16 protein-coding genes are annotated in these 24,091 nt (G+C 66.4%); 9 read left to right on the forward strand and 7 right to left on the reverse strand.

Features of this window, described 5'->3' with window-relative positions:
- Both AAC691_RS06295 and AAC691_RS06300 read right to left on the reverse strand, forming a co-directional pair.
- Positions 1-1,965, reverse strand: a complete 1,965-nt coding sequence (locus AAC691_RS06295; protein WP_342629359.1) for a glycosyltransferase family 2 protein — start codon at positions 1,963-1,965, stop codon at positions 1-3.
- Between the two features lie 85 nt (positions 1,966-2,050).
- Positions 2,051-3,673 carry an alginate export family protein gene (locus AAC691_RS06300; RefSeq protein ID WP_342629360.1) on the reverse strand — a complete coding sequence of 541 codons (1,623 nt, stop codon included), beginning with the start codon at positions 3,671-3,673 and terminating at the stop codon, positions 2,051-2,053.
- Positions 3,674-4,076: 403 nt separating this feature from the next.
- Here AAC691_RS06300 and AAC691_RS06305 point away from each other — a divergent pair, with 403 nt between their 5' ends.
- The 6 genes from AAC691_RS06305 (at position 4,077) to AAC691_RS06330 (ending at position 15,635) form a co-directional block, all read left to right on the forward strand.
- Entirely contained in the window at positions 4,077-5,324 is a 1,248-nt protein-coding gene (locus AAC691_RS06305) for an MFS transporter (RefSeq protein WP_342629361.1), read from the forward strand.
- Positions 5,325-5,422: 98 nt separating this feature from the next.
- A complete protein-coding gene (locus AAC691_RS06310; protein WP_342629362.1) occupies positions 5,423-7,120 on the forward strand; it encodes an alginate export family protein in 1,698 nt (565 codons plus the stop codon).
- A gap of 26 nt (positions 7,121-7,146) precedes the next feature.
- Complete coding sequence (gene nirB, locus AAC691_RS06315; RefSeq protein ID WP_342629363.1) at positions 7,147-10,044, forward strand: nitrite reductase large subunit NirB; 2,898 nt, start codon at positions 7,147-7,149, stop codon at positions 10,042-10,044.
- 2 nt (positions 10,045-10,046) lie between these two features.
- The gene (locus AAC691_RS06320) at positions 10,047-14,012 is read left to right on the forward strand and encodes a bifunctional nitrate reductase/sulfite reductase flavoprotein subunit alpha (RefSeq protein ID WP_342629364.1); all 3,966 of its coding nucleotides are present in this window, start codon (positions 10,047-10,049) and stop codon (positions 14,010-14,012) included.
- 31 nt (positions 14,013-14,043) lie between these two features.
- On the forward strand, positions 14,044-14,634 hold the full coding sequence (locus AAC691_RS06325; RefSeq protein WP_342629365.1) for an ANTAR domain-containing protein: 591 nt from the start codon (positions 14,044-14,046) through the stop codon (positions 14,632-14,634).
- Positions 14,631-15,635 (forward strand): ABC transporter substrate-binding protein, encoded by a 1,005-nt coding sequence (locus tag AAC691_RS06330; RefSeq protein ID WP_342629366.1) that lies wholly within the window; start codon positions 14,631-14,633, stop codon positions 15,633-15,635. The genes AAC691_RS06325 and AAC691_RS06330 overlap by 4 nt, the downstream gene beginning before the upstream one ends.
- A 20-nt stretch (positions 15,636-15,655) precedes the next feature.
- Here the strand turns inward: AAC691_RS06330 and ung are convergent, their stop codons facing one another.
- The 5 genes from ung to AAC691_RS06355 all read right to left on the reverse strand — a co-directional run bounded on the left by ung (position 15,656) and on the right by AAC691_RS06355 (position 20,032).
- Complete coding sequence (gene ung, locus AAC691_RS06335; protein ID WP_342629367.1) at positions 15,656-16,348, reverse strand: uracil-DNA glycosylase; 693 nt, start codon at positions 16,346-16,348, stop codon at positions 15,656-15,658.
- 238 nt (positions 16,349-16,586) lie between these two features.
- Entirely contained in the window at positions 16,587-17,069 is a 483-nt protein-coding gene (locus AAC691_RS06340; protein WP_342629368.1) for a hypothetical protein, read from the reverse strand.
- A 184-nt stretch (positions 17,070-17,253) separates the two neighbouring features.
- Positions 17,254-18,363 (reverse strand): NADH:flavin oxidoreductase/NADH oxidase, encoded by a 1,110-nt coding sequence (locus AAC691_RS06345; RefSeq protein ID WP_342629369.1) that lies wholly within the window; start codon positions 18,361-18,363, stop codon positions 17,254-17,256.
- Between the two features lie 43 nt (positions 18,364-18,406).
- On the reverse strand, positions 18,407-19,276 hold the full coding sequence (locus AAC691_RS06350; RefSeq protein WP_342629370.1) for an NADPH-dependent oxidoreductase: 870 nt from the start codon (positions 19,274-19,276) through the stop codon (positions 18,407-18,409).
- Positions 19,277-19,336: 60 nt separating this feature from the next.
- Positions 19,337-20,032: a TetR/AcrR family transcriptional regulator gene (locus tag AAC691_RS06355; RefSeq protein WP_342629371.1), complete on the reverse strand. Its 696-nt coding sequence runs from the start codon at positions 20,030-20,032 to the stop codon at positions 19,337-19,339.
- Between the two features lie 435 nt (positions 20,033-20,467).
- Here AAC691_RS06355 and AAC691_RS06360 point away from each other — a divergent pair, with 435 nt between their 5' ends.
- The 3 genes from AAC691_RS06360 (at position 20,468) to AAC691_RS06370 (ending at position 24,077) form a co-directional block, all read left to right on the forward strand.
- Entirely contained in the window at positions 20,468-22,918 is a 2,451-nt protein-coding gene (locus AAC691_RS06360) for an FtsX-like permease family protein (protein ID WP_342629372.1), read from the forward strand.
- 40 nt (positions 22,919-22,958) lie between these two features.
- The gene (locus tag AAC691_RS06365; RefSeq protein WP_342629373.1) at positions 22,959-23,621 is read left to right on the forward strand and encodes a GNAT family N-acetyltransferase; all 663 of its coding nucleotides are present in this window, start codon (positions 22,959-22,961) and stop codon (positions 23,619-23,621) included.
- 213 nt (positions 23,622-23,834) lie between these two features.
- Positions 23,835-24,077 carry a YtcA family lipoprotein gene (locus AAC691_RS06370; protein ID WP_342629374.1) on the forward strand — a complete coding sequence of 81 codons (243 nt, stop codon included), beginning with the start codon at positions 23,835-23,837 and terminating at the stop codon, positions 24,075-24,077.
- Positions 24,078-24,091: the final 14 nt, after the last annotated feature.

Below are 24,091 nucleotides of genomic sequence, written 5' to 3' on the forward strand. Positions count from 1 at the left end.
CTACGCCACGATCGCGAAAGGCGCGCCGTGCTGGCGCAGATTGGGATTGTACCAGGGATCATGCATCAGAAAACCGGGATGCCGCCGATAGAGGCGATGCCGTTCCCGATCGAGGCGCGCGCGGCGTTCGGCGCTGGCGGCATCCTGCCCGCGCGAGAGGGATTCGTGGTGCAGATAGATCGCGGCGGGACAGGACACATTGTACAATCCCTGTTCCAGCAAGCGGAAACAAAGATCGATATCGTTATAGGCGACCGGGAAATCTTCGTCGAATCCCTGCACGGCGTCGAATTTCGGCCGTTCGATCATCAGGCAGGCGCCGGTGACCGCCGACCAGTTATAATCGGCGATGTTGCGCAGGACGTAACCGGGATCATCGGCGGCGTGGCGCAGGAATGCATGGCCGGGCCCGTCATCGAGATTGACGACGCCGACATGCTGGACCTGCATCAGTGCGGGATAGAGCAGCTTGGCCCCGACCGCGCCGATATGCGGCAACTGGGCGTATCCCGCCATCCGATCGAGCGCGTCGGCCGTGTGCAATTCGGTATCGTCGTTCAGGAACAGCAGGATGTCGCCACGCGCCTGCCGCGCGCCGATATTGTTGAGTTCCGAAAAATTGAACGGCGCGTCGTGACGGATGACGCGGATATCGGTCCGTTCGTCAAGGCCGGACAGGATGTTCAGCGTTTCGGGATCGGCCGACCCGTTATCGAGAATGACGATTTCGACATGGCGCCAGGACGCGCGCGCCAGGGATGCGATGCAGCGCGCGAGGACCGGGCCGTTGTCGCGCGTGGGGATGACGATCGAAATCAGCGGCGTGCCGCGCACGGCGTATCGGACCCGATCGTGGCAGGGGGCCTGGGCGATCGGTTCGATCATGGCCGCCAGGCCGCGGCGGCGGAACGCGTCCTGGCGGGTTTTGCGGCCGGCGTTGCGGCATGGAGGCCGGTCGGGCGGATGCCGGTCATGGAACAATATCTGGGAAACATGGCCGATATGCCGGGTCTGTTCGGTCACGCGAAGCGCCAGGTCCCAATGTTCGGCCCCTTCATGTTCCTCGCGCAGCGGCCCGGTGCGATGCAGCAGGCTGCGGCGGATGCAACTGACCCGGCCGGTATAAGGCAGGCTGAGCAGCGTGTCCGGCGACCAGTCCGGTTTGAAAAATGGCTGCGTGTAACCGCCGTCCGGGTCGATCCTGTCTTCATCGGCATACAGGAACTCCGCGTCGCCGGCGGCGATGCGGGTCGCGAAGGCGTAGAGACAATCCGGCGTCAGCTCCTGGTCGGGGTCGAGGAGCACGACGAAATCGCCCTCCGCCCGGCGGATCGCCGCGTTGATCGCCGCGATCCGGCCGCCGGCCGGCACATGCAGGGTCGTGATCTGCGGATGCGCGGTCGGGGGCATGGTTTCGGCGGGTCCGGCCAGGATCAGCGTCCAATGGGGAAACCATTGCGCCGTGACCGATGCGATCATCCCTGCCGTCGCCTCGGGCGCCCCCCAGCCGGCCGGCGCGACGACGGAAAAGGAAATCCCGGCCAGCGCCGCCAGGCGTTCGGCGAAGTCGGGCGGCCGGGCACGGGGCACGTAGACATAGCCGGCCGGCGCGGCCTGCAACACATAATGACCGCCCTGTGCAGGATGGCAGGATGCGGGGTGGCGGGCCAGGTGGCGCAGGGGGGCGATTCGACGGACGGCCCGATCGGCCAGCACCTCGTCCAGCCGGCGGCGCATGGCCGCGAGACGGGCCCCGGTCAGCCGGGGTGTCGCGATCCAATAGGCGAGACGCAGGCCGTGCCGCGCCAGGGCGCGCCCGGGAGCCGGCAGTGAAGCCGGTATCCTTTCCGCCAGATGCCGTGCCCGTTGCAGCAGGCGATGACGAAGGGAGACGGCGATCCGTTCGGTCCGTGCGGTCGGTTTCGCCCCCAGCATGTCGCCCCCCGCGCGCAGGATTCGGACCATGCTTTAGGCAGGATGGCGGGCGGGCGTCAAATTCCGCCCCCGGTCGCCCCCAAGCGAGTAGGAGGGCGGCGCGGAAGGCTGCGTTTCAGAACCGGAACACGAAATTGGACTGGTAATAGGTTCCGTCGGACGCGCCGGCCGCCTTCAGCCCGTTCGACGTGACGAAGCGGGCGACATATTGCGTCCAGTTCAGATGGCGGTTCAACTGCAGCGAAAGCGCCGCCTGCGGCACCACCCCGATGAAGCCGCCATTATAGGGCCGGGGGAAAGTATAGCGCGCCGACGAGGTGAAGATCGGCGCGTTGGCGTCCTCGCGCCACATGAAGGGGGCCTTGAGCTGGAAGCTGACATAATCGCGCGGCGTGATTCGCAGCACCGGCGAGAGGCTGACCAGATTGGAGGGCGCGATATAGGTCGTGGTGTCCAGATAGTTGGTCTGTGGGCTGTAGGGGGCGATGTAGGTCCCGACCGTGCCCCTGGTCGGGGCGGCGTCGCCGCCTGAATAGATGTCGGCCTGCACGCCCATGAACGGATGCAGCGGCGACGGCGTGTGGCGATAGCCGATGATGGAATTCACCGCGAACGCGCTGACGTCGCGGGCGCGGTTGGTGGTGGCGTAGTTGAACGTGCCCCCCTGCCACACGCCGCCGACCGAGAATTCGAAGGAGGGCGCCGAGCCGTGCCAGCGGAAGCCGAAATTATTGCGCGTGGTGGCACCGGATGCGGATTTGGTCGCCGTCGGGATCGCGGCGGCGCTGCCGGCCAGCTTGTAGCCGATATAGAACAGGTCCAGGAAGCTCTGCATCCGTTCGCGGCCGACCGCGATCGGGCCCGGCGCCCAGGTCGTGTTGAAACCGTAAAGCCGGTTCTGGTAATTTTCGGTATCGCGGAACATGGACGTGTAGGAATCGTTCGTCTGCACGAAATCATAGGCGTCGATGCGGATGCGCGGCCAGAAGGCGTAGGTCCGGAACCCGTTCCATGAGAGGGGCACCGAAGGTGTCTCGCGCGCATAGAGGATATAGGATGGCGCATCGAGGAATTGCTGGCGCCCGAAGATGAACCCGGCATGCGCCCCGGCGACGCGCCCCGTCAGTTCCAGGAATGCCTGCTGCACGTCCAGGCGCTTGCGATAGGTCGTATTGTAGCCATAGGCGGACCAGCCGGCGGAATCGGCGTTGATCAACTGCGTGAACAGCCGCACATGCTCGCCGAGATGCAGATCGGCGCCATAGAGGTTGCGGATGGACATCCGACCGGAATCATTGGGGCTGCGGGTGCCGAGATTCGGGCGCTGTTCGAACCAGTTGCGCACCCGGGTTTCGCCCGAGAAGGTGAGCCAGATGGTGCCCGAGCGGTTGAGGGGAATGAATTTCAACGCGTCGAACGGGTCGTCATGCAGGTGGGGGTTGCGCAGATATTGCCAGTTTTCGGCGGCCGGATTGACGCCGTAGCGCCCGATCGGGCCGAAGCCCGCGGATTCGCCGTTGCCGGCATTGAACACGCCCCACGGCCCATGGGTCGAGGTCGGGGCGGCGAGCTGCGCCGGGGTGAGGCGACGGGGCTGGCCGACCGGGCCGGCATGGGGAAAGGTCTGGATGGGCGGGCGCGACACGGGGCCGGTGGCCTGCTTGCCGTCATGCTGAATCGCGACCGGCGCGGTTGTCCGGGCCGTATCAGCGGCAGGTGCCCGGGCCGGAATGCACATGCAGAGCAGGATCGTGGCCGAAGGAAAGAGAGCTGGATGAATGCGTTGGATATGCGCCACGGTCGGTACGATGCTCGGATAGATTGTCGATAACGATCGTAGAGCACCGTTGTTGATTCAAATCAACACGCATTATCGTTGTTTATTAATTCACTATATTACTATGTTAAATATGCGGCATGGCCGGTTCGCGGATGTGCCCGCGACATGAGCAAAACGTAATATTTTGGGACCACAATGTCATCGCATATTCATTTTGACATCATATTATTGCGTCCTGTAGGCTGAGAAACGCAACAAGCGATCCCGTCAGCGGCGGCGGGACGAAAGCGGCCGGGAAGGCCGGGACGACACGGGGTGGATCAACGGCGATCCGCCGGCCCATGGGGCGATGATGTCGCGGATGGCGCGCGTCATCTGGGATCGTATTGTGGACAAGGGATTCCTCAAGGCCGGCCATGCGCCGACCCTGCTTGCCGCGTTCCTGTATTTCGACGTCTCGTTCATGGTGTGGGTGCTGCTGGGCCCGCTGGGCATCGCCATTTCCCATGACCTGCACCTGAATGCCGGGCAGAAAGGGCTGCTGGTGGCCACGCCGGTGCTGGCCGGCGCGGCTTTCCGGGTCGTGGCCGGCGGGCTGGTCGACCTGTTCGGCCCGCGCCGGGTCGCCATCGGCGCCCAGCTTCTGGTGATTGCCGGTCTGGCCCTGGCCTGGCTGCTGGCGCCGCACAGCTATGCCGCGATGTTTGGCATCGCCCTGGTGTTGGGGGTGGCCGGGGCGTCATTCGCCATCGCGCTGCCCCTGGCCTCGGCCTGGTATCCGCCGCGCTACCAGGGGACGGCGCTGGGCATTGCCGGGGCCGGGAATTCGGGCACGGCGCTGGCGTCGCTGTTCGCGCCGGGACTGGCGATTCTGGTCGGTTGGGTGAACGTGATCGGACTGGCCACGCTGCCGTTGACCGGGGTGCTGGCGGCCTTCCTGCTGCTGGCGCGCGAACCTGCGCAGCGGCCGGTTTCGCCCGGGATATCCGGTTGGTGGCCGGTGCTGCGGTCGGCGGATTGCTGGTGCCTGATGTTCTTCTACAGCGTCACCTTCGGCGGGTTCGTCGGGCTGGCCTCGTTCCTGACCATCTATTTCAACGACCAGTACGCGCTGCCGCCTGCCGTCGCGGGCACCTGCACGGCCCTGGTCGTCTTTGTCGGGTCGTTCGTGCGGCCGCTGGGCGGGGCGCTGGCCGACCGGATCGGCGGCATGCGGGCGCTGACGCTGATCTATGCCGCGGCGGGGCTGGTGTTCGGGGCCATCGGGACGGGATTGCCGTCGATCTACCTGGCGTTTCCCGCCTTTTTCCTGGGCATGATCGCGCTGGGGCTGGGCAATGGCGCGGTGTTCCAACTGGTGCCGGCGCGCTTTCCGCACAAGGTCGGCGTGCTGACCGGGCTGGTGGGGATGAGCGGCGGGTTCGGCGGGTTCTATCTGGCATCGTCGCTGGGCGCGGCGCGGCAGGCGACCGGTTCCTATGGTCCGGGCTTTCTGGCCTTCGCCGCCATTGCCGGCGCGGCCCTGGCCTGCGTGCTGGCCTGCAAGCGCCGCTGGTCGCCCACGTCCGCCATGGCGGACGCGGGCGAGCGCACGACCGCCGCGATCTGACCCCCCGGCCTGTCGGCTGTTCCTTTCCTCTCATTGGCTGTGATCGACCCGAGGCGGGTCGTCGCGCCGACGCGCCATGGCGCTGAAAGACCTGGTTCATGACGGATATCCGTCCGCCCTGCATCGTACGAAACCTCCCCGCCCTGGTTCTCCCCACCTTGGCCGCCCGCGCTGTGGGTGGCGTGCGCGGCGGCCTGTTGGCCGGGATGGTGCTGACTCAGTCCGCCCAGGCCCAATCTTCCGGAAAACAGTCTGTCGGAATACAGTCCGCCGGGACGCAGTCTGGCCGGGTGCAGCCTGGCCGGGTGGCCGTCCGGCCGGCCCTCCTGCCCCGTCGGCATGCGACGGATTGGGGGGTGTTCAATGCCGGCAATGGCGCGGCGGCGGGGTTCGGCACCGTGGCGGGCTATGGCCAGGTCCGCTGGGCCGAGGACTGGCGCGACCTAGCCGGGGCGCCGCCCGCGCAGCGCCGCCGGGACTGGTTCAACCGGCTGAAATACATCCCGCTGACCGACAAGGGCGATATCTGGCTGACGCTGAGCGGCGAGGAACGGCTGCGCTATGTCTTCGAGAACCGGCCTCTGATCGGCATGGCGGGCAAGACCGACGCCAGCCGCGTGCTGCTGCGCAGCCAATATGGCGCCGACCTGCATCTGGGCGCGCATGTCCGGGCCTATGCCGAATTCCTGTACGGCGCGGCGGGGGGATCGAACTCATACGGCTACCAGACCGGGACGCAGCGCGAGCGGCCGGACCTGCAGCAGGGTATCCTGGAGGTGACGGGTACGGTGCTGGGGGCCCGCGCCGGGGTGATCGGCGGGCGGCAGGTGTTCCTGGACGCGCCGGTTTCGATGCAGTCGGCGCGCGACCTGACCAATGTCCAGCAGACCTGGGACGGGTTTCGCGGCTATGCGGTCTGGTCGCGTTTCCGCCTCGATTTGTTCGATTTCATGCAGACCGACAAGCTGCCGGTCGGCGCGTTTTCGGACGGCACGAACTATAATGCGCGGATGTACGGCGCCTATGGCGCGACCGCGCTGCCGGGCTTTACCCTGCTGGGCCGCAAGAGCCAGGTTTTCGCCGATCTGTTCTTCATCGGCTATCTGTACGGGGGCGCGCCTGCCGCCATTCCCACCGCCACGCCGGGCGGGGCCGAAGCGGGTTCGACGCGGCGCGACAATGTCGGGCTGCGCCTGTGGGGCAATGCCGGCCCGGTCAAGCTGGATTTGACCGGCGTGTTCCAGGGGGGCCAATTTAGGCCGGCGAAGAATGCGGGGCCGACCCGGCCGGTGCGGGCCTATGCGGTCAACGGGTCGGTGCTGTACAGCCGTCCGGACCTGCCGGCCAGGCCGGCGCTGGGGGTGCAGGCCGATCTGTTTTCCGGCGGTTCGTATCGCAGCCGGGACGGTGCCGTGGGCACGTTCGCCACGCCCTATTTCCCGCTGCCCTATTACAATGACGTCACCCTGTCTCTGACATCGCAGAATCTGGTCGGCGTCGGACCCGTTTCCGATCTATCCTTGAGCAGGACAGTGCATTTCAGGCTGCATGTTCCGCTGTTCTGGCGCGCCAGCACGCAGGACGCGGTTTATGGCACGGGGCGGATCTATGGCTGGCGGAACAATTTGTCCGGCGGCTTCATCGGCGCCATCCCGCAGGCGCAACTGGCGTGGCGTTTCGCGCCGCACTGGACATGGACCCACGACATCGCGGGCTTCGCGGCATCGCAGGGCATGCACAGGGCCGGGGCGCGGGACGGCGCGTTCTATATGCAGACGATGGATTTCACATTCTGATCGGGATGGGCCGGGAGCAGAGAATCATGAGCAGACAAAACAACATCATCGTCATCGGCAACGGCATGGTCGGGCATTATTGCGCCGAGCAGCTTGTGACCCAGGGATTGCACGAGACGCATCGGATCCACGTCTTCGGCGCCGAACTGCACCATGCCTATGACCGGGTGCACCTGACCGACTACATGACCGGGCAGGACGCGCTGGCGCTGCGGCTGCACGAGGAGGATTTCCACGACGCGCATGGCATGACGCTGCATCTGGGGGCGATGGTCAACCGCATCGACCGCGCGGCCAGGACCATCGAGACCGATGGCGGCAGCTTTGCCTATGAATCGCTGATTATCGCGACGGGATCGACGCCTTTCGTGCCGCCGGTGCCCGGCAACAGCGGTACCGCCGGCCTGGTCTATCGCACGCTGGACGATCTGGACATGATCCGCGCCGCGGCGCAGGGGGCGCGCCACGGCGTGGTCATCGGCGGCGGGCTGCTGGGGCTGGAAGCGGCCAACGCGGTCAAGGCGCTGGGGCTGGAGGTCTGCGTGGTGGAATTCGCCCCGCGGCTGATGCCGGTGCAACTGGACGACGAGGGCGGCCGCGCCCTGCGCCGGCGGATCGAATCGCTGGGGATCGAAGTGCGGACCGCCCATGTGACCAGCGAGATCGCGGCCGGTGAAACCCTTCGCCATCGTCTGAACTTTTCCGACGGGACATGGCTGGAAACCGACCTGGTGGTGTTTTCCGCCGGGATCCGCCCGCAGGACCGGCTGGCGCGGGAGTGCGGGCTGGCGATCGGCAGCCGGGGCGGCATCGCCGTCGACGACCAGTGCCGTACCTCGGACCCGCATATCTTCGCGGTGGGCGAATGTGCGGCCTGGCGGGACCGGGTCTTCGGGCTGGTAGCCCCCGGCTATACGATGGCGCGCACCGCCGCCGCCGTGCTGGCCGGCGAGGACGCGGCCTTTACCGGCGCGGACATGTCCACCAAGCTGAAGCTGCTGGGCGTCGATGTCGGGTCGATCGGCGACGCGCACGGGGCCGAAGAGGGATCGAGCAGCTATCGCTTTATCGGCGAGGCCGAGGGATCGTATCGCCGGCTGGTACTGTCGGCCGACGGCACGCGGGTGACCGGCGCGGTGCTGGTGGGCGACAATTCCTATTACGATACGATCTTGCACTATGTGCAGAACGCCATCAGGCCGCCGGCCGATCCCGCCGCGCTGATCCTGCCGCGCGGCGAGGGCGCGCCGCTGCTGGGCGCGGACGCCCTGCCCGACGGCGCGACGATCTGTTCGTGCCATAACGTGACCAAGGGCGCGATCTGCAACGCCATCGACCAGGGCTGCGGCGATCTGGGCACGCTGAAGCAGGCCACCAGGGCCAGCACCGGCTGCGGCGGCTGCGCGGCATTGCTGAAGAGCGTGTTCGAGGGCGCGCTGACCGCGCGGGGGATCACCGTCGATCGCAGCCTGTGCGAGCATTTTTCCCATACCAGGCAGGAGCTTTATTCGCTGGTGCGGGTGCAGGGCATCCGCACCTTCGAGGACCTGATGGCGCGCCACGGCAATGGCGGGCTGGGCTGCGACATCTGCAAGCCGGCGGTGGGGTCGATCCTGTCGTCGGCGTGGAACAAGCCGATCACCGATCCGGCCCATATCCCGTTGCAGGACACGAACGACACGTTCATGGCCAACATGCAGAAGAACGGCACCTATTCGGTGGTACCGCGCATCGCGGGCGGCGAGATCACGCCCGAGCGGCTGATCGTTCTGGGCGAGGTCGCAAAAAAATACGGCCTGTACACCAAGATTACCGGCGGGCAGCGGATCGACCTGTTCGGCGCGCAGTTGCATCAATTGCCGGATATCTGGGGCGAATTGCTGGATGCGGGGTTCGAGACCGGCCATGCCTACGGAAAATCGACCCGCACCGTGAAATCCTGTGTCGGCAGCACGTGGTGTCGCTATGGCGTGCAGGACAGCGTGGGCAAGGCGCTGGACCTGGAAAACCGCTACAAGGGCCTGCGGTCGCCGCACAAGCTGAAATTCGCGGTCTCGGGCTGCACCCGCGAATGCGCCGAGGCGCAGAGCAAGGATGTCGGCGTGATCGCCACCGAAAATGGCTGGAACCTGTATGTGTGCGGCAATGGCGGGATGCGCCCGCGCCATGCCGAGCTGTTCGCCACGGACCTGGATTCCGAGACGCTGGTGAAATATATCGACCGGTTCCTGATGTTCTATATCCGCACCGCCGACCGGCTGCAGCGCACGTCGGTGTGGCGGGAGAACCTGGATGGCGGGCTGGATTTTCTGAAGGACGTCGTCATCCATGACAGTTTGGGCCTCTGCGCCGAGCTGGAGCAGCAGATGCAGGCGGTGGTGGACAATTATCACTGCGAATGGCGCGACGTGCTGAGCGACCGGGAAAAGCTGAAGCGCTTCCGCACCTTCGTCAATGATGCCCGCCCGGACCCGAATGTCCGCACCGTGCCGGAGCGCGACCAGGTCAAGCCGGCCGACAACCTGCCGCGGGCGGCGACCGGCGCCGGACCGGCGGCGTGGACCGCGCTGTGCGCCGAGGGCGACCTGGTGGCGCGCTCGGGCGTCGTCGCCTGGCATGACGGGGCGCAGGTCGCGCTGTTCTACCTGCCGGCCGAGGGCGGCGTGGCGGCCCGGGTCTATGCCGTGGACAATCATGACCCGTTCTCGGGCGCCAATGTCATCGGGCGCGGGATCGTGGGCGACCTGAAGGGGCAGATCGTGGTGGCGTCGCCGCTGTACAAGCAGCATTTCCGCCTGGTCGACGGGGTGTGCCTGGAGGATGCGTCGCAGCGCCTGCGGACCTGGGATGCCCGCCTGGCGGACGGCAAGGTGGAAATCCGCGCCCGCGTGCCTGAGACGGCGCCGGACCTGATCCCGGCCTGAGCATGGCGCGGCAGGAGATCCGCACGACCTGTCCCTATTGCGGCGTCGGCTGCGGCGTCGTGATGGAGGTGGAGGATGGCCGCATCGCCCGGGTGCGCGGCGATACGGCGCATCCGGCCAATGGCGGACGTCTGTGCACCAAGGGCAGTTCCTGCGACAGGCCGATCGCGGCGCCGTCGCGGCTGGATGGGGCGCGACGGCGCGCCGCGCGCGGCGGGCCCGCCCTGCCCGTCGCCACCGAGGCGGCGATCGCCGAGACCGCGTCGCGCCTGCGGCGGATCCTGGATGCGCACGGGCCGGATGCGATCGCACTGTACGTCTCGGGCCAGATGTCGCTGGAGGCGCAATATCTGGCCAACAAGCTGGCCAAGGGGTACATCCGCACCCGGCACATCGAATCCAATTCGCGCCTGTGCATGGCCGCCGCCGGCGCGGGCTACAAATCGTCGCTGGGCGCCGATGCGCCGCCCGGCAGCTATGAGGATTTCGACTGCACCGACCTGTTCTTCGTCATCGGCGCGAACATGGCGGATTGCCATCCGATCCTGTTCCTGCGGCTGCTGGACCGCAAGCGGGCGGGGGCGCGGCTGATCGTGGTCGATCCGCGCCGGACGGCGACCGCCGACAAGGCCGACCTGTTCCTGCAGATTCGGCCCGGGACGGACCTGGCGCTGCTGAACGGGCTGCTGCACCTGCTGGTCCGCGAGGGTGCGGTCGATCCGGCCTTCATCGAAGCCGCGACGCGGGGGTGGGAGGCGATGGCCGATTTCCTGGCGCCCTATACGCCCGAACATGTTGCGGCGGTGACCGGCCTGGCGCAGGCCGACATCGAGACCGCCGCGCGCTGGATCGCCGAGGCCGGCGCGTGGCTGAGCCTGTGGACGATGGGGCTGAACCAGAGCGTCGCGGGCACCTGGCACACCAACGCGGTGTGCAACCTGCACCTGGCGACCGGCGCGATCTGCCGCCCCGGCGCCGGGCCGTTTTCGCTGACCGGGCAGCCCAACGCGATGGGCGGGCGGGAAATGGGCTATATGGGGCCTGGCCTGCCGGGGCAGCGTTCGGCGCTGGTGGCGGCCGACCGGGCCTTTGCCGAGGCGCGATGGGGCCTGCCGGCCGGCACGATCCGCGAGGCCGGCGGCGATGGCGCGATCGCGATGTTCGACGCCATGGCGCGCGGCGCGATCCGTGCCTGCTGGATCATCTGCACCAACCCGGTCGCCACGGTGGCGAACCGGGCCCGGGTCGTCGCCGCCCTGCGGGCCGCCGAGCTGGTGATCGTGCAGGATGCCTATGACGACAGCGAGACCGGGGCCCATGCCGACATCCTGCTGCCCGGCGCGCTGTGGGCCGAGGCGGACGGCGTGCAGGTCAATTCCGACCGCACCCTGACCCTGGCGCGGCAGGCGGTTGCCCCGCCCGGCGAGGCGCTGGCCGACTGGGACATCATCGCCCGCGTGGCGCGCGCCATGGGGTTTGCCGAGGGGTTCGACTTCGCCTCGGCCGCCGACGTGTTCGCCGAGGCCAGCGGGTTCGCCAATCCGGCCACCGGCTACGACATTTCAGGCATCAGCCATGCGCGGCTGCGCGCGGGGCCGGTGCAATGGCCCTGCCCGCCCGGCGACCAGGCCGCACGGCATCCGATCCGCTATGTGCCGCAAGCGGGCGGGCTGCCGGTCTTTCCGATGCCGGACGGGCGGGCGGTCTTCCACCCCCGGCCCCATATGCCGTCGGGCGACTGGCCGGATGCGAATTTTCCGTTCGTGCTCAATAGCGGCCGGTTGCAGCACCAATGGCACACGCTGACCAAGACCGGGCGGGTCGAGGGGCTGAACCGGCTGAATCCCGGGCCGTTCGTCGAAATCGCGCCCACGGACGCGGCGCGGCTGGAGATTGTCGAGGGCGACCAGGTGGAAATCCGCTCGCGCCGGGGGCGCGCCGTGCTGCCGGCCCGGCTGTCGGACCGGGTGGCGCCCGGCACCTGCTTCGCCCCATTCCACTGGAACGACCGGTTCGGCGCCGAACTGGCGGTCAATGCGCTGACGCCGGACGCGGTCGATCCGATATCGCTGCAGCCCGGATACAAGATCTGCGCCGTCATGCTGGCCCGCGCCGCCCGGCCGGCCGCCCCATCCCCGGCGGAGCCGGCCGCGACGATATCAGCCCCCGCACAGGACGAGATCGACATGACCCTGCCCCGCCTGGCGGCCCATCTGGGCCTGGCCGAGACGGACGCGCCCGCCCTGTCCGCCGAGGCGCGTGCCTGGCTGGGCGGGTTTCTGGAAGGGCTGCGCCTGACGCCGCCGGCCGGCGACGTTCCGGTCGTCCCGGCCGGCGCGCCGCTGGCGGCCGCGCAGCGCGCGCGGGTGAACGGGCTGCTGGCCGGCCTGTATTCCCGCGCCCGGGACCATGCGGCGGCCGCGCCGGACGCGGGCAGACCCCGCCTGTCGCTGTGGTGGGCGTCGCAGACCGGACGGGCGGAGGCGCTGGCGCAGGAGATCGCGCTGTGGCTGCGCGAGGCCGGATACGAGGTCGCGGCGGCGTGCCTGGACCAGTGCGGGGCCGATGCGCTGGCCGAGGGCGCGGCGATCTTCGTGGTGTCGACGTTCGGCGACGGCGATCCGCCCGATTGCGCGACCGCGTTCTGGGACGGGCTGCGGGCCCGCACCGCCTTGCTGCCGGGCCTGTCGCATGCGGTGCTGGCGCTGGGGGATTCGTCCTATGCCAGTTTCTGCGGCTTCGGCCGGGCGCTGGACCGGCGGCTGAGCGAGCTGGGCAGCACCGCGCTGCTGGAGCGGACGGATTGCGAGCCGGACTACGCCGACGTGGTCGATGCCTGGCGGCATCAGGTCCTGGCCCGGCTGGGCCGGGATGCCGCCCCGCCGGCCGCGGAGCGTGCGCCGGCCGTGGCGGTCCGGGCCGATGCGCCCGCCGGGATCGGGCGCGACCGGCCGGCCATCGCCCGGCTGTGCCAGAATCGCAGGCTGGGGGGCGTGGATGCCGGGAAGGATACGCGCCTGATCGGACTGGATCTGTCCGGCACGGGCTTGACGTACCAGCCGGGCGATGCGCTGGGCGTCTGGCCCTGCAATGACGCGGCGATCGTGGCCTGCGTGCTGGCGGCGCTGCGCCTGCGGGCGGACGAGACGATCGTGCTGCGCGGCCACGGCACGGTGGGGCTGGCCGACGCGCTGCGCCGGCACCTGGACCTGTCGCGTCCGCTGCCGGCCATGCTGGCGCGCCTGGGGCGGGAGGACGGCGGTTTCCTGCCCGACCTGCTGGCCGGGACGACGCTGGAGGTGACGCCGCAGGATGTGCCGGGGCTGTTCCGGCGGATGCAGCCGCGGCTTTATTCCATCGCCTCGTCCCCGCTGGTCAGTCCGGATGTCGTGCAGTTGACGATGGGGGTCAGTCGCGACCCGTATCCCGGGGTCTGCTCGACCTGGCTGGCCGGGCTGGAGGCGGGCGGCGCGGTGCCGGTGTTCATCCAGGCGACGTCGCATTTCCGCCTGCCGGACGATGCGGCGCCGATCGTCATGATCGGCCCCGGCACCGGGATCGCGCCGTTCCGCGGCTTTCTGCACGAGCGTGCGGCGCGCGGCGCCGCCGGACGCAACTGGCTGTTCTTCGGCGAGCGCCATGCGGAGAGCGGGTTCTATTACCGCGAGGAACTGGAGGCGTTCCTGGACCAGGGCTGCCTGACCCGGCTGGATACCGCGTTTTCGCGCGACCAGCCCGAGCGGATCTATGTCCAGGACCGGATGGAGGAGGCCGGCGCGGAATTATGGGCGTGGATTCGCGACGGCGCCATTTTGTATGTCTGCGGCGACGCGGCGCGCATGGCGCGGGACGTCGACAGCGCGCTGCGGCGGATCATCGCCCGCCATGGCGGCATGCCGGCGGCGGGCGCCGACGATTACCTGGCCAGGCTTGCGCGGGCGGGCCGCTATCTGCGAGACGTGTATTGACGGACGATGCGCGATCGGAACAAGCGGTACGATGAAGATCCTGCTGGCCGATGAGAATTCACGACGGGCGAATGCCCTGTCGGACATTCTGCGCGCGGATCCGTCGCTGGACGTCGTGCGCCTGGCCGCCGGCACGTCGCTGATCGACGCGGTGCGCGCCCATGCGCCCGACATCGTGCTGGTCGACATGTCGCGCGCCGACCGCGACGCGCTGGACAGCGTACGGGCGCTGTCGGATTCCGGGCTGGAGCGCCCCATCGCCCTGTTCGTGGACGAGGACGACGTGCGCCTGATGGAGGATGCGTTCGAGGCCGGGATCTGTTCCTATAACGTGCTGGACACGCCGCCGCGCGACGTCAAGCCGCTGCTGCGCGCGGCGATCGCGCTTTACAGCCGGTTCCGCCAGACGCAGAACGAACTGCATGCCGTGCGCAAGACATTGTCGGAGCGCGAGACGATCGACCGCGCCAAGAAGGTCTTCATGCAGGCCGAACGGTGCGGCGAGGCCGAGGCCTATCGCTGGCTGCGGCGGCGGGCGATGCGGCAATCCCGCAAGATCGCCGACATCGCGGCGGAGTATCTTCGCGCCCGGCGCGAGCCTTCCGAGGACGACCTGACATGACCCAGACCATCCGTATCGGGTTGCTGCGCCTGGCCGACAGCGCGCCGGTCCTGGTCGCGCGGAATGCCGGGCTGTTCGCGCGGCACGGGATCGACGCCGAGATCGTGGTGGCGCCGTCCTGGGCCAATATCGCCGACGGGCTGGCCTGGAACGGGCTGGATGCCGCGCTGATCTTTCCGCCGCTGGCGATCATGACCGCGCTGGGGCAGCGGGGGCGGGATATCGGGCTGCGCCTGGCGCTGCCGGTCAGCCGCGGCGGCAACATGGTCGTGCTGCGCGGCGCGGCGCGGCCGGATCTGATGTGGACGCCGGGTCCGGCGGGGCGGCGGGCGTTCGAGACCTGGCGCGCGGGCATCGGCCGCCGCCCGAAACTGGCGGTGGTGCATATCTATTCGACGCACCTGCTGATCCTGACCCGGTTCCTGAAGGCGATCGGCGTTTCGGCCGAGGACGACACCGAGATCGTGGTCATGCCGCCCGACCGCATCACCGACGCGCTGCGGGACGGCGCCATCGACGGGTTCTGCGCCGGGCCGCCCTGGGGGGAGGATGCCTGCCTGCAAGGGTTGGGCTTTGCCGTGGCCGGGTCGGAATCGGTCTGTCCGGGCCATATCGAGAAATCCTTCGCCCTGACCGATCGCTGGGCGGCGCCGCATGCCCAGGCGGTGCCGGGGCTGCTGGGGGCGCTGCGGGCGGCGATCGGGCTGTGCATGGACCCGGCCCGCGGCGACGCGATCGCGGCACAATTGGCCGCCCCGCTGGCGGAGGGGGGACTGGCCCTGCCGCTGCGCGCGACGCGGGCCGTCATGCCCGGCCGGCCGGGGACCGATCGCATGGTGTTCGGCGACGGCGCGGCGGATCGGATCGGATCGGGACGGATCGGGCTGGACTGGATCGGGTTGGACTGGATTCTGGCCGATATGCGGGCGCATGGATGGCTGGACGAGGCCGACATCGCACGCCTCGACATGTTGGGCCGGCGGGAGAACGCGGTGACGTAATCCCCGGATCGGCCCCCGCGTCAGGCGGGCTGCGCGACGTCCGGCAGGGCCCAGTCGATCGGCGCCAGCCCGTTGCGGGCCAGGAAGGCGTTGGCCTGGGAAAAATGGCGACAGCCGAAGAAGCCGCTATGCGCCGACAGGGGCGACGGGTGCCGGGCCTTCAGCACCAGGTGCCGCGACTGATCGACGAAGGCGGCCTTTTTCTGGGCGTAGGCGCCCCACAGCATGAAGACGACCGGCGCGGGGCCGTCATTGACGCGGGCGATCACCGCGTCGGTGAAGCGTTCCCAGCCCCTGCCCTGGTGCGAGGCGGCGCTGGCGCGTTCGACGGTCAGCACGCTGTTCAGCAACAGCACCCCCTGCTTCGCCCAGGATTCGAGATAGCCGTGGCGGGCGGGGGGAATCCCCAGGTCGCTGTGGATTTCCTTGTAGATATTGACCAGCGAGGGCGGGATGCGGATGTCGGGCCGCACGCTGAAGCACAGGCCGTGGGCCTGGCCGTCACCATGGTACGGGTCCTGGCCCAGGATGACGACCCGGACCGCGTCCGGCGGGGTCAGGTCCAGCGCGCGGAAATATTCCGAGCCCCTGGGGAAGATCACCTTGCCGCGGCTCTTCTCCGCCAGCAGGAAATCCTTCAGCGCCCGCATGTACGGCGCATCGAATTCCGATGCCAGCGCCGCCTTCCAGCTTTCGTCCAGTTTGACCGTCATAGAACAGCGGCCCCCGGCGGGAGCCTGGTTTCCCTTGTCGTTTTCGAAGTTCGATCAGCATGTTCGTGCATGAACCGCCCGCCATTCAGCGACGCCGCGCGGAAAAGATCAAGCCGCAATCCGTCCCGCCGGCGGTCCGCCGGCCGGCCGCCTGCTCGAGCATTTCCACTGAACACCGGTTCAGTGGAAATGCTCTATGTTGTTATTTTGTCGAGCATCTTCACGGGATCTGCTCTCGTCAGTTGCCGGGGCAGTATCTCCAACCCCATAAAAACGGGCCGGGACTGCCCAGATAGGGGCCGGAGAGGCCCGTGACGCAATTCGCCAGGCGCCGCGCCACGTCGTCCTGATGGTCTTCGATCAGCCTGGAGCGCGCCTGGTTGGTCGCGGCCAGCAGCATGGCGCTTGCGTCGCCGTCGCTGATCCGCCCGGCGTCGCGCAGCAGGCCGGCCTTCTGCCGGGCGCTTGTCAGATAGGCGACCGCGGCCGGGTCGAGGCCGGTGGCCGTTCCGAAGGCGGTGTCCGCCTTATTTTCGCATCCGGCCAATTGCGCGTAATGGCCGATCGCGGGCGGGTACTGGGCCGCGCAGCGGGCATATCGGTCCTGGACCAGCCGCACCTGTTGCTTCTGAGCGTCGGTCATGTCGAGCGGCGGCGTCAGCGGCGTACCGCTGCATCCCGCAAGGAGAAGGGCCACCAGGACAAGTCCGCATGGTTTCATGAGCGCGTTTTCCTTCTCTTGCGACCTGCCGTTGCGACACGGAAATCGGACCAGACAATTTATTTATTACAAAATATGTCCAGAGAAGGAGAAAGCGAACATTTCCTCGTCCAATGGCGGGAAAGTGAACAGGCCGGCATGGGGGCCGCGTCCCGGCGCTGTGCGCGGGACGCGGCCTGCGGCCTTACGATTCCGGCAGCTTGAACAGGTCGCGGTGGATGGCCGGCTGGCAGCGCAGATACTGGCTGGCCGCCGTGACGTGGCCGCCCAGATGCGCCGCCGCGTGCCAGGGCCAGCGCGGGTCGTACAGAACGGTGCGCGCCAGGGCGATCATGTCGGCCTCGCCGTTGGCGACGATCGCCTCGGCCTGCTCGTAGCCGGTGATCAGGCCGACCGCCACGACGGGCATCTTCGTTTCGGCCTTGACGGCGCGGGCCAGCGGCACCTGATAGCCCGGATGCACCGGGATGCGCTGCAGCGGGCTGAGGCCGCCGCTGGAGACATGGATGGCGCTGCACCCCCGGGATTCGAGTGCCCGAGCCAGCGCGATGGTCTGTTCGATGTCCCAACCGCCCTCGACCCAGTCGGTGCCGGAGACGCGTACCGTCACCGGCCCGCCGGTGAAGGAATCCCGCACCGCGTCGAAGACCTCCAGCGGGAAGCGGAGCCGGTTTTCCAGGCTGCCGCCATAGGAATCGTCGCGGCGATTGACCAGCGGGGAAAGGAACTGATGCAGCAGGTAGCCGTGCGCGGCATGGATCTGCACCGCGTCGATGCCCAGCGCCGCGGCGCGCTTCGCCGCTGCCGCGAAGGCGTCGCGCACCCGCCGCATGCCGTCGCGGTCCAGCGCCATGGGGGCGTTGTCGCCGTCGGTATAGGGCACGGCGGATGGCGCCACGGTCTGCCAGCTTTGCGGGGTGCCGGGCGGGATGTGCCGCCCGCCCTTCCACGGAATTTCGGTCGATGCCTTGCGCCCGGCATGGGCAAGCTGAATCGCGACCGGCATGCCGGACCATTGGCGGACCCCCGCCAGCGTGCGGCGCATTGCGGCCTCGGTCGCATCGTCCCACAGCCCGACATCGGCATAGGTGATCCGCCCTTCGGGCAGGACCGCCGTCGCCTCGATCGTCAGCAGGCCGGCGCCCGACTGGGCCAGGCCGCCCAGATGGATCAGATGCCAGTCGTTCATGCGGCCGTCAGTGGCCGAATATTGACACATCGGCGCGATGACGATCCGGTTGGGCAGGGTCAGCCCGTCGATCGTCACCGGTTCGAATAATTTGGGAGTCGGCATGAGAATTCTCCAATCCAGATATACGGTTGGGGGAAACGATGCGTCAGGCCAGCGGAAAGCCCAGCGCGTGCAGGGCCTGGCGCAGCCGGTCGCGGCCGCTGAGCGCCTCGGGCCCGCGCATGCGGTGAACGGCCCCGTGTGACCAGGGCCGCGCCCCCCGCGCCCGCGCGCTGTCCGAACCGGTGAAGATCGCGTCATAGGCCGCGATGATGTCCGCTTCCGCGCCGCTGTCGTAGCGTTCGCGATGAAGGACGGCGGCCTGCGGCAGGCGCGGCTTGACCGGCGGCAGTTCGGCGGGCTCGGGGTAGCCCACGCACATGCCGAACAGCACCATGGCGGCGGGCGGCAGGCCCAGCAATTCGGCCACCGCCTCGGGGTGGTTGCGCATGCCGCCGATATAGACCAGGCCCAGCCCGTTTCTCTCGAACGAAACGGCCGCGTTCTGGGCCGCCAGGCTGACATCCACCGCGCCCAGGACGAAGCCTTCGAGATAATCCAGCCCGCCGGTGGGCACGCCCTGCGCCCGGCCGAGCCGGCGCAGGCGCGACAGGTCCAGCACCCAGGCCAGAAACAGCGGCGCCTGCGCGACATGCGCCTGCCCGCCCGCCAGTTCGGCCAGGCGCGCCCGGGTGCCCGCGTCGCGAACGGCGATCACGCTCCATAATTGCAGGTTCGAGGAGGTCGAGGCCGACTGCGCCGCCGCGACGGCGCCTTCCAGCAGCCGGTCATCGACCGCCTGGTCGCGATAGGCGCGCACCGAGCGGTGCGCCAGCATCTGGCGCAGCGGCGCGTCCAGCGCGGCGAGCCCCTCGGCGGGGCCAAGGTCGGTGCCGTAGCGCGCGCGCCAGGCGGCGGCCGTTTCGGCGGCTGTTTCGGCGACCGTTTCGGTTGAAGATGACGGGTGATCCATCATGCGGCCAGAGTTCCCTTGAATGCGACGATTGATCCCTCGGCGATCTTGGCGTCAGTCATGTTACGAAACCGCCGCATTGTTCGCCCGGGGTTCAGCGCCCAGGTTCAGCAGCCTTTGCGTCGTCGTCATCGCGTCGTCGAACGGGCGGCGGTCGCGGGTGAACTTGGCCAGCAGCGTGGCACCAAGCCAGAGCTGGTAGAGGGACATGGCCAGCACGGCCCCCGGATCGGCGGTCCCCGGATCGGCGCCCTTCCGCTCGGCAAGCACCAGCGAGCCGTCCCGCCGCCCGTCATCGATGCAGCGTGCCAGGCGGTCGACGATCCGCCCGGTGCCGTCCTGCAGGATGGCCCGCATGCCCTCGGACAGGTCGCAGACTTCGGCCCCCAGCTTGACCGCCAGGCACTGGCTGAAGATGTCGCCGCTGACATAGCCCTCGCGCCAGCCCTGCCAATAGGACATCAGCCGGTCGGCGGCCGGCGCGCCGGGCGTGCCCAGCACGACGTCCAGCCGCGCGAGGTATTGGGTGAAATAGCGCTCCAGCAGCGCCTCGCCGAATGCCTCCTTGGACGCGAAATAATGATAGAACGATCCCTTGGGGACCTGGGCGGCACCCAGGATCTCGTTCAGGCCGACAGCGGAAAATCCCCGCCCGCCGATGATCGGACGGGCCGTGTCCAGGATGCGCTGCCGCGTGTCGCCATGGGCCGGGTTGTGGACCTGGCCACGGGTCGGGCCAAGGGCTGGAGGGGCGTTCATGCCCCGATCCATAGCGCGGATTAGACCGGTCGTCTAGACGGCCGTCGCGGTTCACCGACCGTACGCTCCAATGCGTGGAGCCGATCGACCGTTTCCGCCGGAACGCCAGTCTGTTGCCGCTCTCGACGGGCGTTCGCCCGTCTGGTCCAGATCCAGACGCACCGTCCGGGCGAGAACGTCAGCAGAAATGGCCTCCATCAATTCCAAGGTGGCCCGTCGTTCAGAATGCAAAGGAAGCATCACCAAAAAGTGTAGCCACCATAAAAACGCAAAGATAGCGCGTAAGGTGCGCAATTTTCATCACGAATGACTGCTCGCCCCTGCAATAAAAACATTTTATTCTTGACAGAAACGTATGCACATTTTCTACAATTCCCCTTGATAGGAATGAAACAACCCCCTGAAGCAACGCCCGATACGATGTCTGGAGGGTTAATGCGTGCAGTAACGCGCACTCTTGCACGACAAAAGTTATATACGGCGATCAACATCGCGGGGCTCGCGTTGGGTATCTCCGTATTCGTGACGATGAGCCTCATCGTACGATACGAGTTTGGTTATGACGCCTACCTCCCCAATACGGACTCGATCTATCGCGCGGACACCGTATGGCGTTTGCCCGGCAGCGCGCCCGAGGAGTGGCCGGTTGCGAGCTTCTTCGCTACATCATTCCTTAAACAGGATTTTGCAGGAATCAGCGATACGCTGCGTGTCTGGCCGAGAACGACAGCGATTCGGATCCGGAATGGAGCGAGCCGCGAACCTCTGACACAAGCCGACGCTCATTTCTTCTCGTTTTTTCATCTCGCGGTTGTCAGCGGCAACGAGACGCAGGCGCTAACGCGACCCGACTGGATTGCGATTCCCGCCAGCCTGGCTCTGAAGTATTTTGGGACCACGCAGGCGGTCGGAAAAACAATGACGCTTTTGGATGACGGGCGGACGCATATCGTCTCGCTCGTCTATGCCGACCCACCTGCCAACACGAGCTTTTCCTTCGGCATCATAGAGTTGGTTCCGCCTGATTTCATCAGACGCCAAATGTCCACGCCTGAGTCCGGGCTTACCTACTGGGGATCGACGCCGGGTACACTCTGGGTGCGGATTCCTAACGAACGGGATGTCGATACCATCGAGACCGGGATTGCCCGCTACGTGACGCGTCATCCCTCTGCGCCGAGCGTTGCGCAAGCGCGCGCCTACTGGGGCGATAGCGGGCTGCATCTCGTTGGACTGCGCGAACTCCATTTTCACGACGCAGCGATCGGCTGGGGCGGCATGCATCGGCAGCTTGTCGTCATCCTCGGACTGGTGGGTTTGTCTGCCCTGGCGACGGCGGCTGTCAACTACGTCAATATGGCCACCGCCCGTGCCGGGATTCGCGCTCGCGAGGTCGCGATGCGCAAGGTACTGGGTGGCACACGTCGGAATTTGGTTGCTCAGTTCCTTTCCGAAGCCATCTGCCTTGTCGCATCCGCTGCCTTCATTGGTCTCTCCCTGGTCGAATTGTCCCTCCGTTCAATCAATGCCCTTGGTGGCTGGCACGTCACATTGGCGCCTTCCTTTACGTTACCATTGTTGGTGATCATCACATTGGGCGTAGGAACGTTGGCTGGTCTTTACCCGGCATTTGTCCTGTCATCGTTCCGTCCTGCGGTTGTGCTGGCAACCAGCCGGATGCCGGCCGGCGGACGGATGGCATCAATGTTGCGCAACGTCCTGGTGACAAGTCAATTTACGTTCGCCATCGCCTTGGCGGTCTGCACCCTGGTCATGAAGGAGCAGGCGTATTTCGTGCAACATCTTGCGCGCGGCATTCGAACAGACGGGATAATAATTCTGGATGCAGATGGTGCTGCAGGTCGCGAGAGTGCGATTTTGCAGCGGCTTCGTGCAGTGCCTGGCGTTCTTATGGTAGAACGCTCCAATCTCTACCCGCATCACCTCCAGAGTGGCGGCGTGTTTATCCGGGAGGTTACCGGGGCGACCCGTTCGGAACTTGCCGTGGGGCATGTGTCGTCCGGTTTCCTCGATTTATATGGTCTCCAGCTTGTTGCCGGACGGTGGTTCGATCCGGCCCGTTCAGATGACTTCGAAGACCCCGCCTCTTCTTCCGACAGGCGAAGCGACGTTCCATTCGTCCAGGGCGTGGTTATCAGTGCGCTGGCGGCGCAACGATTAGGCTTTCCACGGATCGAGGATGCTTATGGACAGATTATCAGGGAGGCTTCCGATCCGACGCCCTTGAGGATTATCGGAATCGTCCGCGATGTTCGACTATCGGGCCCGCATGATTCACTTCGGCCCGTGATCTTCTACGGCATCCGTGCGACTGGCCATACGACTGCGGACGTCGCGTGGCAGGTCCGATATTCCGGCGTGAATGAAGGGCTGGAGATGGCGCGCCTTCGTGCCGCGTGGGAAGATATTCTTCCCGATACGCCCATACAGGCGCAGAGCGTGCCGGACATCTTAAGTGCAGACTACCGAACGGATCGCAATCACAGCCTGTTGTTTGGAATAGGGTCGGCTATCGCCATTGGTATTGCCTGTCTTGGTCTTTACGGTCTGTCTATTTTTCATGTCTCTCACCGGATGCACGAAATCGGCATTCGCAAGGTTCTCGGAGCCCGCACGCGCGATATCCTGTTTCTGCTCTCAACACAATTCATTCGCCCGATCATCATCGCCAACTTGATCGCATGGCCCCTTGCGTGGGGGATCATGCGGCACTGGCTGGATACGTTCGACCAGCGCATCACGCTTACGCCGGTACCGTTTGTCCTTGTGACCGCCGCAGCAACGCTGATTGCCGCCCTTACTATTGCTGTACAGACGTGGCGGGCCGCAAGGAAGCCGCCTGGCGCCACATTACGTCAAATTTGAATGGGAATATAGAATTGGCCCTACGCGATCGAGACTGATTGTGCTGCCTCCAAAGGCTGATCCAGAACCCGCTCCGCTCGATCCCGGCGATGCCGTTATTATGTTTGCGGGCCGGGGAAACGGTTACACTTCTTACTTTTGGTTTTCATCCTTCAGGTATTTAATGCACGAAACGGATAGACTCCTGATAGAAGACATTTCCCCTGCTCATGCAGGGGAAATGTTCAATGGCTTACAAGATTCTCGCGCGTATAAATTTATACCGGATGATCCGCCCAGGCATTTCACCGCCCTGAGAGAACGTTACAGAAAATTATCTGCCAACAAAATATCGCCGGATGGCCGTGAAGAATGGTTGAATTGGGTCCTACGCTTGAAGGACGGAGGATCGCTTATTGGATTCATCCAGGCGACTATAAATGTTGGTGATAGGGAATCGTTGGTCGCCTATCAGCTATTTCCTGCCTTTTGGGGAAAAGGATACGCTCAGGAATCCTTGGAATGGTTGGTACAAGAACTGTTTCACAACCGTAGCGTGAACGTTTTGGTTGCACTGATTGATACGCGCAACACGAATTCCATTCGGCTTGTGGAAAAAATAGGCTTTACTATGGAAAAAATCACAAAAGATTCCGATTACTTCAAAGGGCGCACAAGTGATGAATTCCGGTTTATTTTGCGTCGAGAAAAATTCAGTCTGTAGGTAGGGGCCCGATGTAATGCCGCGCCAACCGATATAACGCCCGGCGCCGAACTTGTGAATCATTGAGCGCTTTGCCAGACGGATACGGAGCGGGCGTATGTTTCGCTTTATCGAACGTTCGTCTCCACCCTCTATGGCCGGCATCGTATTGTCTAAATTCGCAAATGCGTCTCTTATTCGCCCATGGCGAGTGATCGGACATGGCCCTGGCGCGTGGCGCCTTTTTTGCTGCTGGGTGGCTGCGCGGTGCGTGGCGCGCCCGCCTTTCCTCTGGTCGGGGCTTATTTCCCGGACTGGATGCTGTGCGCCATGATCGGGATCGGCTCGTCGCTGCTGTTGCGCGCGCTGTTCCTGCCCGTCGGTATCGACGCGGTCCTCGGTTTCAGGCTGTTCACCTATGTCGCGCTGGGGGTCGTGTCCGGCCTGGTTGCCTGGCTGGCCTGGTTCGGACCGTAAGAGACGAGGATGCG

This window comes from Nguyenibacter vanlangensis (assembly GCF_038719015.1).
Taxonomy (GTDB): Bacteria; Pseudomonadota; Alphaproteobacteria; order Acetobacterales; family Acetobacteraceae; genus Gluconacetobacter; species Gluconacetobacter vanlangensis.

Coding starts and splice junctions, on each gene's coding strand:
- AAC691_RS06295 (WP_342629359.1), bottom strand. CDS start 1,965: ATGGTCCGAATCCTGCGCGCGGGGGGCGACATGCTGGGGGCGAAACCG.
- AAC691_RS06300 (WP_342629360.1), bottom strand. CDS start 3,673: ATGTGCATTCCGGCCCGGGCACCTGCCGCTGATACGGCCCGGACAACC.
- AAC691_RS06305 (WP_342629361.1), top strand. CDS start 4,077: ATGGCGCGCGTCATCTGGGATCGTATTGTGGACAAGGGATTCCTCAAG.
- AAC691_RS06310 (WP_342629362.1), top strand. CDS start 5,423: ATGACGGATATCCGTCCGCCCTGCATCGTACGAAACCTCCCCGCCCTG.
- nirB (WP_342629363.1), top strand. CDS start 7,147: ATGAGCAGACAAAACAACATCATCGTCATCGGCAACGGCATGGTCGGG.
- AAC691_RS06320 (WP_342629364.1), top strand. CDS start 10,047: ATGGCGCGGCAGGAGATCCGCACGACCTGTCCCTATTGCGGCGTCGGC.
- AAC691_RS06325 (WP_342629365.1), top strand. CDS start 14,044: ATGAAGATCCTGCTGGCCGATGAGAATTCACGACGGGCGAATGCCCTG.
- AAC691_RS06330 (WP_342629366.1), top strand. CDS start 14,631: ATGACCCAGACCATCCGTATCGGGTTGCTGCGCCTGGCCGACAGCGCG.
- ung (WP_342629367.1), bottom strand. CDS start 16,348: ATGACGGTCAAACTGGACGAAAGCTGGAAGGCGGCGCTGGCATCGGAA.
- AAC691_RS06340 (WP_342629368.1), bottom strand. CDS start 17,069: ATGAAACCATGCGGACTTGTCCTGGTGGCCCTTCTCCTTGCGGGATGC.
- AAC691_RS06345 (WP_342629369.1), bottom strand. CDS start 18,363: ATGCCGACTCCCAAATTATTCGAACCGGTGACGATCGACGGGCTGACC.
- AAC691_RS06350 (WP_342629370.1), bottom strand. CDS start 19,276: ATGATGGATCACCCGTCATCTTCAACCGAAACGGTCGCCGAAACAGCC.
- AAC691_RS06355 (WP_342629371.1), bottom strand. CDS start 20,032: ATGAACGCCCCTCCAGCCCTTGGCCCGACCCGTGGCCAGGTCCACAAC.
- AAC691_RS06360 (WP_342629372.1), top strand. CDS start 20,468: ATGCGTGCAGTAACGCGCACTCTTGCACGACAAAAGTTATATACGGCG.